Source organism: Bradyrhizobium sp. CCBAU 11361 (assembly GCF_028128935.1).
Lineage (GTDB): Bacteria > Pseudomonadota > Alphaproteobacteria > Rhizobiales > Xanthobacteraceae > Bradyrhizobium > Bradyrhizobium niftali.
The window spans coordinates 1-15,326 of the sequence record NZ_LBJZ01000131.1 but is presented as its reverse complement, the minus strand read 5'-3'; the positions used below and the strand labels follow the sequence as shown (position 1 = coordinate 15,326).

Annotated in this window: 9 protein-coding genes and 5 pseudogenes; 9 read left to right on the top strand and 5 right to left on the bottom strand. The window is 58.2% G+C overall.

Features of this window, described 5'->3' with window-relative positions:
• The first annotated feature begins 509 nt into the window (after window positions 1-509).
• A complete protein-coding gene (locus XI08_RS11205; RefSeq protein WP_161533430.1) occupies window positions 510-731 on the top strand; it encodes a hypothetical protein in 222 nt (73 codons plus the stop codon).
• A 121-nt stretch (window positions 732-852) separates the two neighbouring features.
• Here the strand turns inward: XI08_RS11205 and XI08_RS11200 are convergent.
• Window positions 853-1,004, bottom strand: a pseudogene (locus XI08_RS11200) (IS256 family transposase); the annotation flags it as partial.
• 219 nt (window positions 1,005-1,223) lie between these two features.
• Here XI08_RS11200 and XI08_RS11195 point away from each other — a divergent pair.
• The 4 genes and pseudogenes from XI08_RS11195 to XI08_RS11180 form a co-directional block, all read left to right on the top strand.
• Window positions 1,224-1,793, top strand: a complete 570-nt coding sequence (locus XI08_RS11195; RefSeq protein WP_271574433.1) for an IS3 family transposase — start codon at window positions 1,224-1,226, stop codon at window positions 1,791-1,793.
• Window positions 1,794-1,798: 5 nt separating this feature from the next.
• A pseudogene (locus tag XI08_RS11190) lies at window positions 1,799-2,345 on the top strand (IS6 family transposase); the annotation flags it as partial.
• Between the two features lie 777 nt (window positions 2,346-3,122).
• Window positions 3,123-5,432, top strand: a complete 2,310-nt coding sequence (locus XI08_RS11185; RefSeq protein ID WP_271574432.1) for a S9 family peptidase — start codon at window positions 3,123-3,125, stop codon at window positions 5,430-5,432.
• A gap of 419 nt (window positions 5,433-5,851) precedes the next feature.
• Window positions 5,852-6,051 (top strand): annotated as a pseudogene (locus XI08_RS11180) (TIGR02301 family protein); the annotation flags it as partial.
• 1,714 nt (window positions 6,052-7,765) lie between these two features.
• Here the strand turns inward: XI08_RS11180 and XI08_RS11175 are convergent.
• Window positions 7,766-9,049: a carbohydrate porin gene (locus XI08_RS11175; protein WP_271574431.1), complete on the bottom strand. Its 1,284-nt coding sequence runs from the start codon at window positions 9,047-9,049 to the stop codon at window positions 7,766-7,768.
• Window positions 9,050-9,543: 494 nt separating this feature from the next.
• Here XI08_RS11175 and XI08_RS11170 point away from each other — a divergent pair, with 494 nt between their 5' ends.
• Entirely contained in the window at window positions 9,544-9,846 is a 303-nt protein-coding gene (locus XI08_RS11170) for a hypothetical protein (RefSeq protein WP_271574430.1), read from the top strand.
• A gap of 61 nt (window positions 9,847-9,907) precedes the next feature.
• Here XI08_RS11170 and XI08_RS11165 read toward each other — a convergent pair whose 3' ends face one another.
• Entirely contained in the window at window positions 9,908-10,426 is a 519-nt protein-coding gene (locus XI08_RS11165; RefSeq protein WP_179880101.1) for a hypothetical protein, read from the bottom strand.
• A 103-nt stretch (window positions 10,427-10,529) separates the two neighbouring features.
• Here XI08_RS11165 and XI08_RS11160 point away from each other — a divergent pair, with 103 nt between their 5' ends.
• Window positions 10,530-11,042 carry a hypothetical protein gene (locus XI08_RS11160; RefSeq protein WP_097669942.1) on the top strand — a complete coding sequence of 171 codons (513 nt, stop codon included), beginning with the start codon at window positions 10,530-10,532 and terminating at the stop codon, window positions 11,040-11,042.
• Between the two features lie 412 nt (window positions 11,043-11,454).
• Here XI08_RS11160 and hemN read toward each other — a convergent pair whose 3' ends face one another.
• Complete coding sequence (gene hemN, locus XI08_RS11155) at window positions 11,455-12,792, bottom strand: oxygen-independent coproporphyrinogen III oxidase (protein WP_097669941.1); 1,338 nt, start codon at window positions 12,790-12,792, stop codon at window positions 11,455-11,457.
• Between the two features lie 1,096 nt (window positions 12,793-13,888).
• Here hemN and XI08_RS45985 point away from each other — a divergent pair.
• Window positions 13,889-14,248 carry a DUF2130 domain-containing protein gene (locus XI08_RS45985; protein WP_333927158.1) on the top strand — a complete coding sequence of 120 codons (360 nt, stop codon included), beginning with the start codon at window positions 13,889-13,891 and terminating at the stop codon, window positions 14,246-14,248.
• A 300-nt stretch (window positions 14,249-14,548) separates the two neighbouring features.
• Here the strand turns inward: XI08_RS45985 and XI08_RS11150 are convergent.
• Window positions 14,549-14,863 (bottom strand): annotated as a pseudogene (locus XI08_RS11150) (IS630 family transposase); the annotation flags it as partial.
• Window positions 14,864-14,938: 75 nt separating this feature from the next.
• On the opposite strand from XI08_RS11150, the pseudogene XI08_RS11145 reads away from it, so the two are divergent.
• Window positions 14,939-15,169, top strand: a pseudogene (locus XI08_RS11145) (IS110 family transposase); the annotation flags it as partial.
• Window positions 15,170-15,326 lie beyond the last annotated feature (157 nt).

Genomic DNA, 15,326 nt, shown 5'->3' with positions numbered 1-15,326 from the left:
TCTTCCAAATACGTCGCAAATCGCTTCTCGCTCGTCTTGGTGCCACGCCCGCTCATGTCGGCCTCTCGACTGATGGTCCATGCTTCATCCATCGCTGATTCTGGCCGGCAGTTTTGTGACTCAGTCAGACTAGCAAACATGTGGTGCTGACCGCACTGGACGAACATCGATTCGCACGATGCTCACGCTGCGTAGGTCGCCCGTCGGCGGATGGGTGGGCTTGTTGCGGGGGCCGACAGTCCAGAAGTGGACTCTTAGCCTAATCGCGATTGATCTTCGTTCGCAATCCCCCGGCACGTCAGATCCAGGCCCAGCTTCAAAAACGTACGGTACGATCGTGGTATGACTTTGCCGGGCAATCTCGGCCGATGGCCACTCCGAACCTCATGTTTTCATCGCAATAACTCGGACAATTCCTTGATCTCGCTCAACCACAGTTTGGCGTCTGGAGTTATGGCAAAATTGCCGAAGCCGATAATGCATTCGGGTAATGATAAGGGGTTAGAAACATGTCGCGGAAGACGAGCAATTCTAACGCTCGAAAGCTGCGCGGCTGCTCCTACCTTGCCGTGCGCCCGTTTTTCAAAAGCTCAAAGAAATGGCGAGGGAAATGCGCAATTTGGGATTTTCGCATCATCACCGTACTTTCGGCACTGTTCTTGAAACGAGCCATTCCGCACCTCGTCGAGTTGGGTAAGAACGATCAATGCCCGCTGCGCGGCCTTTCGTGAGCGAAGGTAGCGGGAGATGTCCCGATCGCTATTGAACTACGCCGGGCCGACGTTGCCGGAATGAATGTTGCGTGGCCCTCGTCTGGGCAACGGGCTTGATCGTCATGCGATCGTGGTGAGCTTAAAGGGCCGCACGCAGAACCGACAATTTCTTATGCGCCGTCAATCATCGGAAGGCCTTGTTGGCTCGATCATGACGGCCACGACCCATCGCAAGGCCATACCGGCATCCCGCCAGCGTTTGACGTTGCGCGTGACGCGGCGAATGCTGCCCTGAAATGGACCCCGGTTTTGGGACGAGAGGCTAAGTTGGAAAAGGGCCGCTCCGTTTTCATGGACGGAGGGCATGATGACGAAGAAGACACGACGGGAGATCGACGCGGCGTTGAAGGCAAAGATCGCGCTGGAAGCGGCGCGGGCGCGAGAGCGAGGAAACGCGCGAACGCGAGATCGAGAAGCTGCACGCCAAAGACTAGCGCGGAGGTCCGGAAGATGAGCACGCCGGACCGTCGAGGAATGCTCGATCGCGCCAACCAGGCGCTGTCGACCCGCCGGCAATGCATGTTGCTCGGCATCGCCCGTTCTTGCGTCTATCGGCCGCTACAGCCGGCCAACGACAACGACCTTGCCCTGATGCAGCGGATCGACGAGCTATTCACCGCCTTGCCATTCTTGGACTCGCGGCGAATTACCGCGATGCTGAAGGCTGAGGGGCTCCAGGTCAATCGCAAGCGCGTGCAACGGTTGATGCGCAAGATGGGCATCGCGGCGCTGGGACCGAAGCCGAACACGACAAAGCCGGCCCCGGGGCCACAAGATCTCTCCCTATCTGCTGCGCAACATGGCAATCGACCGGCCGAGCCAGGTGTGGGTGGCCGACATCACGTATCTGCCCATCGGCCGCGGCTTTCTCTATCTCGTCGCCATCATCGACTGAGCGAGCCGTGCGGTTCTGGCGTGGCGGCTGTCGAGTACGATGGACGTCTCCTTTCGAGTGGCGGCTCTGGACGAGGCGCTGGCGACGCACGGCACGCCGGAGATTTTCAACACCGAGAAGGGTAGAGGCGTTCTCCGATCGGATCCGCCAGCGCGCTCCCGCTCGCGGTGACAAATGGCATCTGGACCAGGTCGCTATCTCGATCGCGGGCGAACAAACATTGGCTCTCGCGCTGTCGACCAGAATGGCTTCGCTCTCGACGTCTTGATCCAGCGTCGAGAATTGATTCGCGCGCTGCGCAGCGGCTTATAAGTCCGCCGTCACGCCGCCGCGCGTGATGATCACGGACAAGCTGCGTTCGTACGGCGCCGCGAGGGTTGAACCTCGCCAGCACAAAGCTCTCAACAATCGGGCCGAGAATTCTCATCAGCCGACGCGGCGACGCGAGCGGATCATGAAGCGTTTCAAATCGTCCCACTGGGCTCAACGGTTTCATTCAGTTCACGATCAGGTCGCGAACCTTTTCCACATCCGCTATCTCGGAGCTATCACCGCCGACTTCCGTCGTGCTTCGCGCGAACGAGCCTTTGCGACTTGGCGCGAAATCTCCACGACAAGCGCTATCGCCGAATCTCGAACCTTCGAGAATCGCCTCCTTCGTCTCGGCGGTCGATTAAGTTGACGAGGCCCTCCATGCGTCGCCCACGCGTTCTTCATCGGCCTTGATTCATCATCGGCCGACGAAGACCGAGACTGCAGCCCGCAAAGCTGACCGGCCGCTACGGCAGGACGTTCTGGTGTGTTCGAGGTCAGACATACGGCGTGCCTCAACAATCGCTAGCCCTGTCGCGTAAGCGACATAGCTATCGGAAGCCGTCGGGAATGCGCATCGCTTCGCTGGCATGGATTCTGCTCACCACCAGGGGCGTAGAAGCGAGGCTACGACATCGAGCGTCGTTGCGGATGGCGCGCACATGTGTTGTTCGTGAGGTGATATGCGACCTGGAGTTCTTGTACGGGGCGCGGCAGCAGTTACGCTTGCCGCTTGCGGTGGCGCTAATTCGGCGGATCTCGATCCAGCGGTGAAGGTTTCATCCGACACTGTGGAGCTGGACCGGGAATTACATTGCGTGCACGGCGGTGGCGGCAATGGCCGGACATCTTCAGTGACCCCTACGGCCCATCTATCTATGGCGCCATCGTCCATACCCCTGCATCCCTGGCTGGGGCCAGAGCGGTGATCCCAGCTTTAGACCGTGCCGCCCAGTCGCCCACTCAGATGTCTGGAAGATTGGAACCTGATTCTGGCGCAAGACTTGCGTGCAACGTTTAGGACGCTTTGTGCGCACGGGCCAGTGCTGGGCTTTGGAGGAGACACTGAACGCAGCTGCGCCATTTCGTGAGGTCATCCCCAGCCTCCGTTATCCCCACAGAACGAGGACGAGTGAACGAACATGTACAAGCTTGGCGCTTTCATGCTTGCGCTGCTGGGTCAGCAGGGATTGGCAGCCGCGCAGGCTCCGGCCGACAACATTGCAAAGCCGCTGCTGGTGCCGTCCGATTACGAGCGAGCGCTCACGATCGGCGCTCAATATAACCAGCTCACTGTCAATATGCCCGACGTTCCGTTCTGGCTCGCAGAGGGCGAAGCGTTCGTCTACCGACGGACGACTCAAGGCAAGCACCAGTTCATGCGGGTCGATGCCGCCACTGGCGGAAAGCAGCCGGCTTTTGATCATACCCGCCTCGCGGCGGCGCTGGCCAGGGCAAGCCTCAAGAACTATAAGGCCGACAATCTGCCGTTCGACCGTTTCGAGCTGGCCGGCGATGCTCGCATGATCACCTTCACCATCGACAACACCCCGTGGACATGCGATCTCGTAAGCTATGGCTGCACCGCCAATGCCATGCGCCCGGACGTCTATCAATATGACCCCACCCCGCCCGCGGAGAACGATCCGGAGAACACAAGCATATCGCCTGACGGCAAATGGTTGGCCTATACTACAAAATACAATATCTTCCTGCGCAGCGAGGACGGCTTGCAGGACATCCCGTTGACCTGGGACGGATCGGAAGGCAACTACTATGCTCTCTCGACGCTAAGATGGTCTCCAGATTCGCGTCACCTCGCAGCTTACCGCATCCGTCCAGGCCATAAACGTCAGATCCACTACATCGAATCCTCTCCGACGGACGATCTTCAACCTAAATATTCGTCGATGACGTATCCGAAGCCGGGTGATGCCTTGCCACTGCTCCAGCCGGTGCTGTTTGACATCATCATGCAGAGCAAGATTGAAATCGACAATGCTTCCTTTCCAAATCCTTACGAGCTTTCGCCGATCAAGTGGTGGAAAGATGGTCGCGGGTTCACCTTCGAGTATAATCAGCGCGGGCACCAACTCTATCGCCTTGTCGAGGTGGAAGCTGCTACAGGTAAGGTGCGCGCTCTGATTGATGAGCGCAGCATTACCTTCATCGATTACCAGCCTCTAGTGATGAACCAGCGGAATACTGGAAAGTTCTTCCGCTACGACGTTGAGGACGGAAAGGAGATCATCTGGGCGTCCGAGCGCGATGGATACGAGCATCTGTACCTCTTCGATGGCCGAACCGGTGAGCTCAAAAACCAGATCACTAGAGGAGATTGGGTGGTTCGCGCGGTCTACTACGTCGATCCGGTCAAGCGCCAGATTTGGTTTGGTGCGAGCGGGAAGGAAAAAGGGGAAGATCCCTATTTTGTCCATGCTTACCGTGTCGACTTCGATGGGAGCGGACTGACCGCGCTCACTCCTGAACCGGCCAACCATCACATTGAGTTTTCACCTAACGGCCGCTACTATCTCGACCTGTGGTCACGCATCGATGTCCCGCCGCGCTTGGTGTTGTATCGCGCCAGTGATAATGCCGAGCTGATGCAGGTTGAGAGCGCCGATATCTCCGAACTCATCGCCTCCGGCTGGCAGCCGCCCCTCAGCTTCCATGCCAAGGGCCGGGACGGCGAGACCGATATATGGGGGGTTATTCACAAGCCCCTCAACTTCGATCGAAACAAGAGATACCCGGTGGTGGAAAACATCTATGCCGGCCCAACGGGTTCTTTCGTTCCCAAGTCGTTCTCGGCCTTGGTTGAGCCGCTCACCCAAATGGGGTTTATCGTCGTTCAGATCGATGGAATGGGTACGAACAATCGCTCGCGCGCGTTCCACGACATTGCCTGGAAGAATTTAAAGGACGCCGGCTTTCCCGATCGGATCCTATGGCATAAGGCGGCGAGCGCGAAATATTCGTGGTACGATATCTCGAACGTCGGCATTTTTGGCGGGTCCGCCGGCGGGCAGAACGCGGTGAGCGCGCTGCTCTTCCATTCCGATTTTTACAAGGTGGCGGTGGCTAACAGCGGCTGTTACGACAACCGGATGGACAAGATATGGTGGAATGAACAGTGGATGGGTTGGCCGGTTGGCATCGAATATTCGCTGTCCTCCGCCATCGACAACGCCCACAGACTACAGGGTAAGTTGATGCTCGTTGTCGGCGAAATGGACCGCAATGTCGATCCGTCCTCTACCTATCAGATGGCTGATCGGCTCATCAAGGCAGGAAAATACTTCGACATGCTTGTGGTACCCAGCGCAGATCACGGAGTGCCCGGCAATTATAGCGAGCTCAAGCTTCTGGACTTCTTCGTTCGCAATATTCATGGGCAGATACCACCTAACTGGAACGCCCTATCGATTGAGCTGCTGAAACCCAATTAAGGGCCATGATTGCGCGAAGAGCTATCATCATTTAGGTCCAACGCCGTGGCGACTCGAACGAGCGCCCTCCGATTTCGCTTGTCTCTCAGCATTAGAAAGCAAAAGCACGGTGATCTATGACTCTTTGGGAGTTTTGGGACAGGCGCTGCCGATGTTGGCGCGGGCGCTTTTCTAGTGTGGGCATACATTTAATGCGGACGCGGACGGCATTTCGGTATCGTTGCCAGGTGTTGATTTCGCGGCACATTCGCTTGGGATATACCATCTTGAGATCCAGGTACTGGGCCCACCGGACGCCGATCTGATTCTCGACCATGTTGAGCAAGCATTCGTGTTTGGAGGAGCAGGGGAAACTCGAGGCGTCGCAAAATCCGCCTAGCTTAGGCAGTGGAATGCCTGTTACAGGGCGCCTGCGGACGCGCAACGAGATGCAGGCGCTGATCGATGCCGACCCCCCTCCCGCGACCGCGGCGCGCGCATGGTCGCGGGCTTTAATCGCGGCTACAAGGCTTCGAACGGACCTACCGGACCTGTACGCCGGCGGCTTGCGTCGTGATCCGCGGCTACATCGAGGAAGGCTTGAATATAACGCGACCTGACGGCCCGCTATGCCAACTGACCGCGCGATCCTCGACGGCACTCTGCCGGCGGATGGCCCACGGACGGAGTCACGACCCGAACAGGATGATGATTGCGGCTTGGTTCGTCGTGATCGAATGGGGAACTTTAGCCCTTGCGAGGCTTACTTCGCCTCCAGGGGAGCGAGCATCCTCCGCTGACGTTTTTCTTGCACCGGCGAAGTCGAGCTGGTCTGGCACGATCTGGTCGATCGTGGTGATATGTTGGTAAGCATCGGAAGACTACGCCGGCCCACTGGAAGTGATCTCGGAGACGGGACGCCGCCTTTGGTTCTCCAGGACCGAGGAAGCTGCTTTGAAAGGACGTTGGGAGGGGTGGATTGGTCTTCTGGCTAATCCAGCACTTGCCCCGGCTTCCTGAAGAACTCTGCTCTACGTCGCATGTGACGTCCCCCGGGACAAAAGAGCAGGCCGGTCGTGGAGGTGTCAGATTGCATAACGACTGACCTCCTCCGGGCATTGTTGCCTCGTTGTGTCGCTTCATCATTAGTTGGCAGTGCCGTATTCGTGGTGCTGAAACAGGAGCGCGTCGGCCCGCTCGCTGCGCCTGATTTAAGTCGGCGCCGAAGTTTGTCAGGATACCCGCACTTGAATAATAGCACGGCGCTGACGTCAACTGGTGCCGTCACGTTTACTGATACCGCACAGGGAGGCACGAGCACGCCTGTTTCCAGAATTCCGGCAACTATCGTTGCGAACAGGCTGATCCGGATCATTTAAGGCGCTAAGTCCGACCCAGCTCGCCAAAGCCACGAATCCCAACAGAAACCAAATCACAAGAGCAAGCGGGCCACAACGAAGGGGAGGCTTTTGGGTTGCGGTTCTGAGTCTTGAGGGTCGGTCCAGGCTTTCCATGATCGCCAAGTCTGAGGCGACATCGGTCCGTCAAAGTCATGAAGGCTAGTTTCGTCCACGGCTATCTCCCGCCACAACACCTAATTGATCAACCCATGGTAGAATGGCCTGCCCATGAGAGAACCCGTGCCTCTCGGTACAACACCCCGGCGCCATGTGGGGCGGATCGGCCCTCGCGAAGAAATGGGCGCCAACCAGATAGTTGGCCTCACCGATGGGCTCGGGCAGGGCAGTAACTTCGCGGTATTCCCGACGAAGGTGAAAGGCGCCGCGGCCGTGTTCGGTTGTGGACTTTTCTGAGCCGCATATTGAGCAATCGCCCTGCCGGTCTTTAGATAGCAGACGGGGATAGGGCCCCCCCGCCGCCGACGGGAGCGGGCTGCCTTGCCTGGGCCAAGTGCTGCTCAAAGCCATCTTGTCGGGTCTGGCTCGTCTGCGGCTGTTCCGAGACGGCGTGCTGCACCTGCGACCAAGCTGGTACATTAAATGGGTCAGAACCTTGCGGGTCCACGCTAACCTCACCTCCAGGATCACCTGAACAGGTCTCGGTAGTCGGGCAAGCTTTCGAGAACCTGACCTGGCCATGGTTCCATACAGGGAGTTATTCGCGCTGGCCCACCCCGGAAATGACGGCGCTCGGGACCAGCCTCTCCTCCAATCCGCCCGATGCTCCCTGGAGAACTAACGAGATCCTTTTCCATAATCTCTTCCAGCTGGCGTCCGGTCATATCCGACCTAACGGGCTCGTCTAGCGCATTGCGGCCGATCCTTTCAAGGAGATCGCGAAGCTTCGGTCCCATGCGTCACGAGAACGTGGGAGCAGAATGGCGCATGCGATGATCAGAAGAAAATCAACGTAGATACCAACAGATTGAGCGCATGTTCCGTTTCAGGCGTGTGTGCGATGCTTGTCGGGTTGTGAATGTATGACAGTCCGACGCTTGCATATATCCCCGGGGCGAGATGCGCGGTGTATGTTCCCGTGATTGCTGTGGTCTCGCGGTGCGCAAGCTGGCCTTTAGCCAGAGCAGCATCCACTGCATGCTTGCTCCAGGCTGTGCTGGTCGCAACGAGAGCAATCAGATCACTGGGCCGACTATCAAAAGCTCCCTTCGCATAAAGACGCAGCTCATAATACCGGCTGATCCTGTTGAGGTCAGGTGGAGTTCCCATGACGGAGAAGCCGCCATAGATGCCGCGAGACGGCGACCCAGGGGCGTCACTCTGCGAGAGCTGCCTGTCGGCAGCGATGTAGTAAAAATTGTTCCCGCTCTCCCTTTGTTGCTTGGGATCCGCCAAATTCATGTAGCGGCTACTGTTGAAACCAACGCCCGCCCGCAGCCACGTGTCGGGTATGCCCGGAGCAGCCTTGTTCTTGTAGCCGGCTTCTTCAACGAGAAGGATGCCTGCATTGGCCGTGCTCCAGTTCAAGCCGGTGGGATTCTCCGTTATCTGGGCATAGGGACCATCTGGACTGATTGAGCGTTGGATGGAGACCTTGTTGTACAAGCGATCGTCAAAATTGTACTTCAAGTTGACCGCCGGCGTGGGCGCGGCATTGGTGCTCATCCCTGCCTGGAACAAGGCAGACATGTTCGATCCTGTAATCCCTCCGAACAATGTGCCGGTGAACTCATTTTGGTTTCTGAGGTAGCCAAGTTTGAGTTCTAGCGTCCTGTCGAAGAAAGTCTGGTAGTAGGCGAGCGTATTGATTCCCACTCGATCTGGCCCCGGGCGATCCCACGTCCAGTATTGCTGCTCGGCTCCTACGACAATCTGTCCGTCGGCAATGCCAAACCGGCTGAGATCGTAGGTGACAATCATGAAGTTTGCCGACGCGAAGGTCGGATTCTGGCCCATATAGAGCTGGTTTGCGATAGTGCTTCTGGCTGCATTCGGCAGCTGGTTGTTTGCAAAGCTGTTGTGTGTCCAGCCGATGTAGCCGATGCCGACATCTGCCAGCGCCGATCTAACGTTGTCCTGATCAATTGTGTCCGCAGGGCCGGGTATGTTGAGCCACAACCCTTTTTCACGCAGATCGTCGTACCTTGCGAAGGGATCGATCGTCTTTTGCGGTCTCGTCTGAGCAGCCCTGTCCGCATTGCCGCGCTTCTCGAAAGGCACTCCGGGACCTGCTGCTGACGCCGGGGCAGGAGGGCGGATTGCCTGACGGATCAGGTCGATCGGGAGCTTTGCGGCCCGATCGGAAGCCTTTCGTCTTTTGCTGGCCTGATCCACAGGGTGGCTACTAGGATCAAGCCCGCTCGCGGTTTGTGCCAGTACGGAATTGCCGACCAGACAAGCCGTTAGCGAAAGTGCGATAACAAGCCAACATTGCTTTCCCCTTGGTCTAATATTGGAAGAAAGTGCTGCCGTAGCCGCGTATGTCCGAGGCGAGGTCGTCGCAAGTAAGCAATCACGCATGGCGCACTTCGGTTCCATGTCTGCCGGCCATGAATAGATTGCACTGCGGCCTGATTGGCCCAGAGTGAGCTCCCGGCGTTTTCGCGTCCGAGGGCGAGGGGGACGAGCCAGAATTCGATCTATCCGAAGAGAACCACTCAGGCTTCCCAAACCTCTCCGCTCGCGGCGCGATGATGGTCTGGTCTGCAACTTTCTTGAGCATCACGGCCGCTGCGCCGAGAGCGAGCGGCGAGCGCTGGCTCGGCAAAATGCTCACGCCGAGCGCCCGGGACCTCGCTGTCCTGGCCGCCAAGACATTGCGAATGGCCAGCACTGTGAGTCAGGCGATTCTGGCGGTGCCGCGCATTTGCGTCGAAGGCGGCTTTCTCGACGAAACGGCAGCTACCAGAAAGCAAGGCTCGCCGGGCAAGCGGCCTGGCTTCACGAAGCGCTCCATTGGTATCGTTGTCACCGAAAGACGCGACAATCGCCAGGCTCGAAGGCCGGAGAGCCTTTGAATTTGCGCGCCCGGCAACCACACCACAACGTCTAACGTGGTGGCCCAGGAGACCAGAGGAATCAGCCATCGAGCAGCTTTGGCGTGTATCGGCGAGCAGTTGCTGCCTCCGTCAGCGCCGTTGGCGCGGCAAAATCTGTCTTGCATCCGAATCCTTCACGTGCGCGGCGTTCGTTGGTCACGCTTGCCACGTGCCCGTCATCTCGAACAACCTGCCGGAATTGGTAGTTGACCAGGTGCAATGGTTGCCGGTCCAATCGGCCATTGCGGCTCGGCCGCTCAGCCGTGGCGCTCACGTGGCGCGTCCGGAATGAAGTTGCTGGTCTCGGCAACGCGTGAGGCGGGACTCCATCGAACACGCTGCAGCAATCGGTGGACGGTTTGCATTCGTGCAGCGGCAAGGTAGGAAAATCTGCAAGGTTCTTCTGAATGATGAGAAAATGCTGCGCCATCGCCGACGAAGACGAGAACCATTGCTCGATGGTGATGCTATCATGGAGAACGCGCGCAAATTGTCGCGTTGCGTTGCTCAAGAAGGGAGTTTGATAAGAGCAGTGGCAGCCGATCGGGAAGGTCGCCAAGATTGATTATTCTCGACGCTGGCAGCTACTGGAGCGCGTGAGTATCGCAGGCTGTCGCTTCGACGAAATAAGCCTGCTGGAATGGGATGTTGAGCGAGGGACAATGGACTGGATTGATCAAGCGGCCGCTTCAGACTTGCGGCCGCTCTTGCACCGGCCGTCAAGACGGATTCCCCTGGTTTTCCCGCTTGTCCTCGTCGGCTCGTGTGCTGCTGGCGCCTGGCTTTGGGCTAACCTTGAAAAGTTTGTCGAGACGCCGGAAGCCCGGGAAGTCGCTTCAACGATGAGCCTGTCACCGGAGGACAGTGCATCCCTGTCCGACATAAAGTGGGCACAGCAGAAAGCTGGCGATGAGATCGCAGAACTCAACCGCCGGATCGATGCCCAGCGGGATGACCTCAAAGGGATCCTGGATCAGATCACCGTGCTGACTTCGCGGATCGATTCGCTGCAGAGTTTAATACCTGTCCCTTCGGCTGCTTCCGTGCCTCCTTTGTCGTCATCCGGGGCTGTTTCAAGCGTCGCCAGGAAACGCCTCGGGCGGTCCAAACCACAGGGACCTGTTTCCGTCGGAGGCGCGCCAGTGATCGCAGGACCGAAGACCACCGAGCCTTGAGGTCTCAGTGGCCGCTGCAGGCGTGGTCGAGTCTTCAACTGCGCTCGAGGAGGTGGACCGTAACTTCGCAAAGCTGCCTCCGGCCGTAAAATACCCAAAGCTTGTGCGGGTGCCGGCGTCTTCAGCGGCATATCGCTGAGGCCGTCACCATCATCGAGAGCACGCCGAGGGAGGTGGAGCAGAGCCCTTTCCGCGTGATCGAGGCGTGGCCCTGAACAGCGGAATCCGCTGCGTCTTCCTTTAAATCAACTTCCTTTTGATCAGCCCTCGCCGGTTTTGAGGCCATATCTGAAAGTTCATGTCATCACGCCGCCGCTGCATCCTCGAAATCCGGCCCGTCTGCCCGAGGCGATTCTTCGGATCGCCCCCTCGCGAAGAGCTTAGATGTTTGGGATCTGCTCACATGCGTGGCTTAGTTAATAGGGGTACGGTCGAGATAAGTGTCGAATGCGGCAGCAACAGCACGAATGACAAACCGGTGCTCCTGCTTGATCCGAATGAATCCGTCTTCAATGTCCACTATCCCGTCTTCGGCAAGCATTCCCAGGCGGTCGGCCGAATCGAGAAGAGGAATCGGATCAAATCCGTGAGCAGCACAGATCGCTGGTACGTCGGCCTGCAAATCGCACATCAGACGCTCGATAATTGCGGCTCGGAGGCGATCTTCGGCAGAGAGAAAGTAGCCTTTTGAGGTTGCCAGACGACCAGCCTGAATGTGTTGGTGATAGGAAGCAGTTGCGATCTCGTTCTGGACGTAACCGTCACGCAGACGGCCGATGGCTGACGGGCCTAAGCCGATCACGGTTTTGCAGGTATCAGCCGAATAACCCAGGGAGTTGCGGCGCAGCCGACCGGCTTTCTGCGCTAGCGTGAGCTCGTCGTCGGGCAGGGCGAAATGGTCAAGCCCGATCTGGCGGTAGCCGGCCGAGACCAGTGTATCTGCAATGGCCGCGGCTTGCTCAGCGCGGGCGACATTGTCCGGCAGCGCCGCCTCATCGATCTGGCGCTGACGTTTCATATAGGAGGGGACGTGAGCATATCCAAAAACTGCAAGCCGGTCTGGCCGCATGGCCAGAGCCGTCCGCGCGGAGTCCACGCAGGACCGGACCGTCTGATGCGGCAGTCCGAAGAGAAGGTCGAAATTGATGCGGCTTATCCCATGCTGGCGAAGACTTTCGACGACAGAAGCCGTCTGCACCTCGCTCTGGACGCGGTTGACCGACCTTTGAACCACGGGGTCGAAGCTTTGCACGCCGATGCTCGCGCGGCTGACCCCGGCTGCTTGTAACGTTTCGGCCATCTCGGCCGTGAACGCACGCGGGTCGATTTCTATGGCGATGGTAGCTGATTTGCTGAACGCGAAGCAGCGGCGCAGGAGTTCCATCAAGGCCAGGAAATCGGTTGGCGCAATGGTGGTCGGCGTCCCACCGCCGAAATGCACGTCGCTCACCGGCAGAGCGCGCGGCGCTTGCTCTGCGACCAAGCGGATCTCCTCATGCATCGCCGCCAAGTAAATGCTGATCGGTCGCTCGCTGCGAGTGAGGCTTGTAGGAAAGCCGCAATACCAGCAGATCGAGCGGCAGAACGGCACGTGGAGGTAGAGCGATACGGGTTCGTCGGGCGGCAGCCGCCTCAACCATGTCTCACAAGTCTCGGCACCGACCATCGCGGAGAAATCCGGTACGGTTGGGTAGATGGTGTACCAAGGCAGGCGAGCATCGCAATACTTGTTTAGGAGGGAGGTCTGCAAGGCTGAACTTTCCTATGCTCAAACAGTATGAAGCTGACCGACGCCCTCTCTTCTGTCCTTGCGTTACGTCAAAAGGGCCTACCTGTTCCTCAAGTCTGGTCCCGCTCTCGATGTCACTGCCAACGCGGCTTAGGGGCCGGGAGTGAGAATGGGAATGAGAGCCGCTCGTTAGCGATTATCTGGATGCTTGTGGGTAGAATGAACTTCTCGTATGAGCACGGTCGGAGCGGCTAGTCTCCCCTGACTAGCCTGCGCGCAGTGTCAGTCATTCATCCGAGGGCGCGTCGCTTCCGCATTCCTTGACGCGCAACCTTTCGCGACGAAAACCACGGATCTAAAGGCATCACCAAAAGCGGGCCAGGCTGTCGCTGGGCTTCCAAGCCGGTTTTCCGAGGAAAAGCCGATGTGGATGCTCATGGCATTCGACCAGGATGTGGAAATCACGATAAAGTCGCATGGTAAAATGCGCCGACGCTGGCGAGATCACGTCTAGTCCGGCAGCACAATAGGGCATGAGGGCTCAGAACCTGAAACACCCGCGGCGGGTGCCGCTCATCGGCCCACCCGAACTACAATCACGAGATTCACCTCACCGATTCTCTTGCTGCTCCGTGAATGAGGGAACCGGCCGGCGCTTTCAGCAAAACTTGGCGGACAAGGATGCCGAGGTTGCCCGCAAGGCCGAGGCCTTGCCCAGCAGCGAGGGGCCACGCAGCGCGAGCAGTCGAGGACCAGCTCGCCGAGCGGTTAGCTGCCGAGCGCGGCCAGCTCGTCGCCATGGAAGCGAAGAAGGCTCGAGACGCTGCGGCGGCCGAGCTAATGGCACAAACTGCCGAAGCGGCCGAGCTTTGTCAAAACTTGGAGCCAACAATGCCAGGCTTGCCGAGGCGCAGCAGGCTCAAGCCGAGCTGATCCGCAAGCAACGTGCCCTTGATGAAGAGAACGTGAACTCGATCTGCCATCGAATAGGTCTCAATCGGTGATTTCCAGGCGAAAGCCAGGCAGGAAGCTGACGAAGCCGCGCGCTTGCGTGTGCTTGAGAAGGATCAATCGATGGAGTCGATTGCCCAGACGATCAAGGAGTTGAAGCGCAAGGCTGAGCAGCCCTCCAGCAATTCCCGGGCGAAGTGCGCGAGCTCGAGCTCGAAGCCTTGCTTCGCAGCCGTTTCCTACGGAGACGATTGAGGCGATCGGCAAAGGAGCTGGCGCGCACGTCGTCCAGCAGATCAACGGTTCGATCGCTCGTCCAGCCGGTATCATCCTTTGGGAATCCAAGGGCACTAAAGCATGGAGCAATGGCTGGCTTGGGAGGCGGGCGTCTCGCCGCTTACCTTCGATATGCAGCACCTCTCAGCAGATGCCACGAGTCGGATGCCTCCCGTTGAAGGCCGGCGTGTCACGGAAAATAAATTGCTTGCTAGATGAAGAGCGCCAAGTGCGCGATCGTACAACGTGACGCTACGTGCGATTCAAGTGCTTTGGAGCAGCTCACGAGAACATTTTTTAATTTCAAGTATAAAATGCATGAGCCTCAATTCCGCCACGCTGCTTGTCTCATTGCCGCAAGCATCATCACGGATGTACTGATGATGTTGGGGCGGGCCCGGCGCGCTTTCAACCCCCGGCAAAGTGCGTCGGGGCGCCTTGGTTCGGCGGCGTCCCGTTCCGGCTCCAATGCAGCTCACCAACTACCGAGCTCCTCGACGTATAGTCGACGCGCGAGTCGAGATTGGCGCGGCCTTCTAGTCACGTGAATCTAAAGTTCGCCACATAAAGTCTGCTGGGCTTTGTGGCAGAAGCGTTTGATGGAAGCCAAGATCTGGTCTGCGGACTTGGTCCATTTGAAGGGCTTCGGGTTATTGTTGTGCAGTTCGATGAAGGTACGGATGTCGGCCTCGAGTTGCCTGACGGAGGTGTGAACACCTCGCTGGATTTGCTTTCTGGTGAGCTCAGCGAACCAGCGCTCGATCTGATTGATCCATGACGCGGAAGTCGGCGTGAAGTGGACATGATAGTGCGGCCGGCGAGCGAGCCACGCTTTGATCTTGGGTGTCTTGTGGGTGGCGTAGTTGATGGGGTGGACGCCCCCTCACGGCATAGCTGTGCCAAAGTGGTGTCGTTGACCATCACTTGAACGGAGGCGTCCATGTCGGAAGTTAGCATAATCGGGTTGGATCTGGCGAAGAATGTGTTCCAGATGCACGGCGCGGATGCATCAGGAACCGTGCTTTTCCGCAAGAAGCTGCGCCGGGATCAGGTCCTTAAATGTCTTGCCGCGCAGCCGACGTGCACGGTCGCCATGGAGGCCTGCGCCAGCAGCCACTACTGGGGGCGCGAGATCGGGAGATTGGGGCATGCGGTGCGACTCATTGCGCCAGACTAGAACCAAAGCCTTTCGGTGCGCCCCGACGGCGCGTATTACCAGTGGAGGAAGGATCCACCCAGAGAGTTGTCGATTTGATCTGGTAGCTGACGAGCGGTTTGGACGAGCAATCGGACGGATCGAAGCCTCGTGACAAAGGTCGCTTTAGGCG

Bases quoted from the DNA above. Each gene is read 5' to 3' on its own strand.
- XI08_RS11205 (WP_161533430.1), top strand. From the start codon at position 510: ATGTCGCGGAAGACGAGCAATTCTAACGCTCGAAAGCTGCGCGGCTGC.
- XI08_RS11160 (WP_097669942.1), top strand. From the start codon at position 10,530: ATGGACTGGATTGATCAAGCGGCCGCTTCAGACTTGCGGCCGCTCTTG.
- XI08_RS11195 (WP_271574433.1), top strand. From the start codon at position 1,224: ATGAGCACGCCGGACCGTCGAGGAATGCTCGATCGCGCCAACCAGGCG.
- XI08_RS11185 (WP_271574432.1), top strand. From the start codon at position 3,123: ATGTACAAGCTTGGCGCTTTCATGCTTGCGCTGCTGGGTCAGCAGGGA.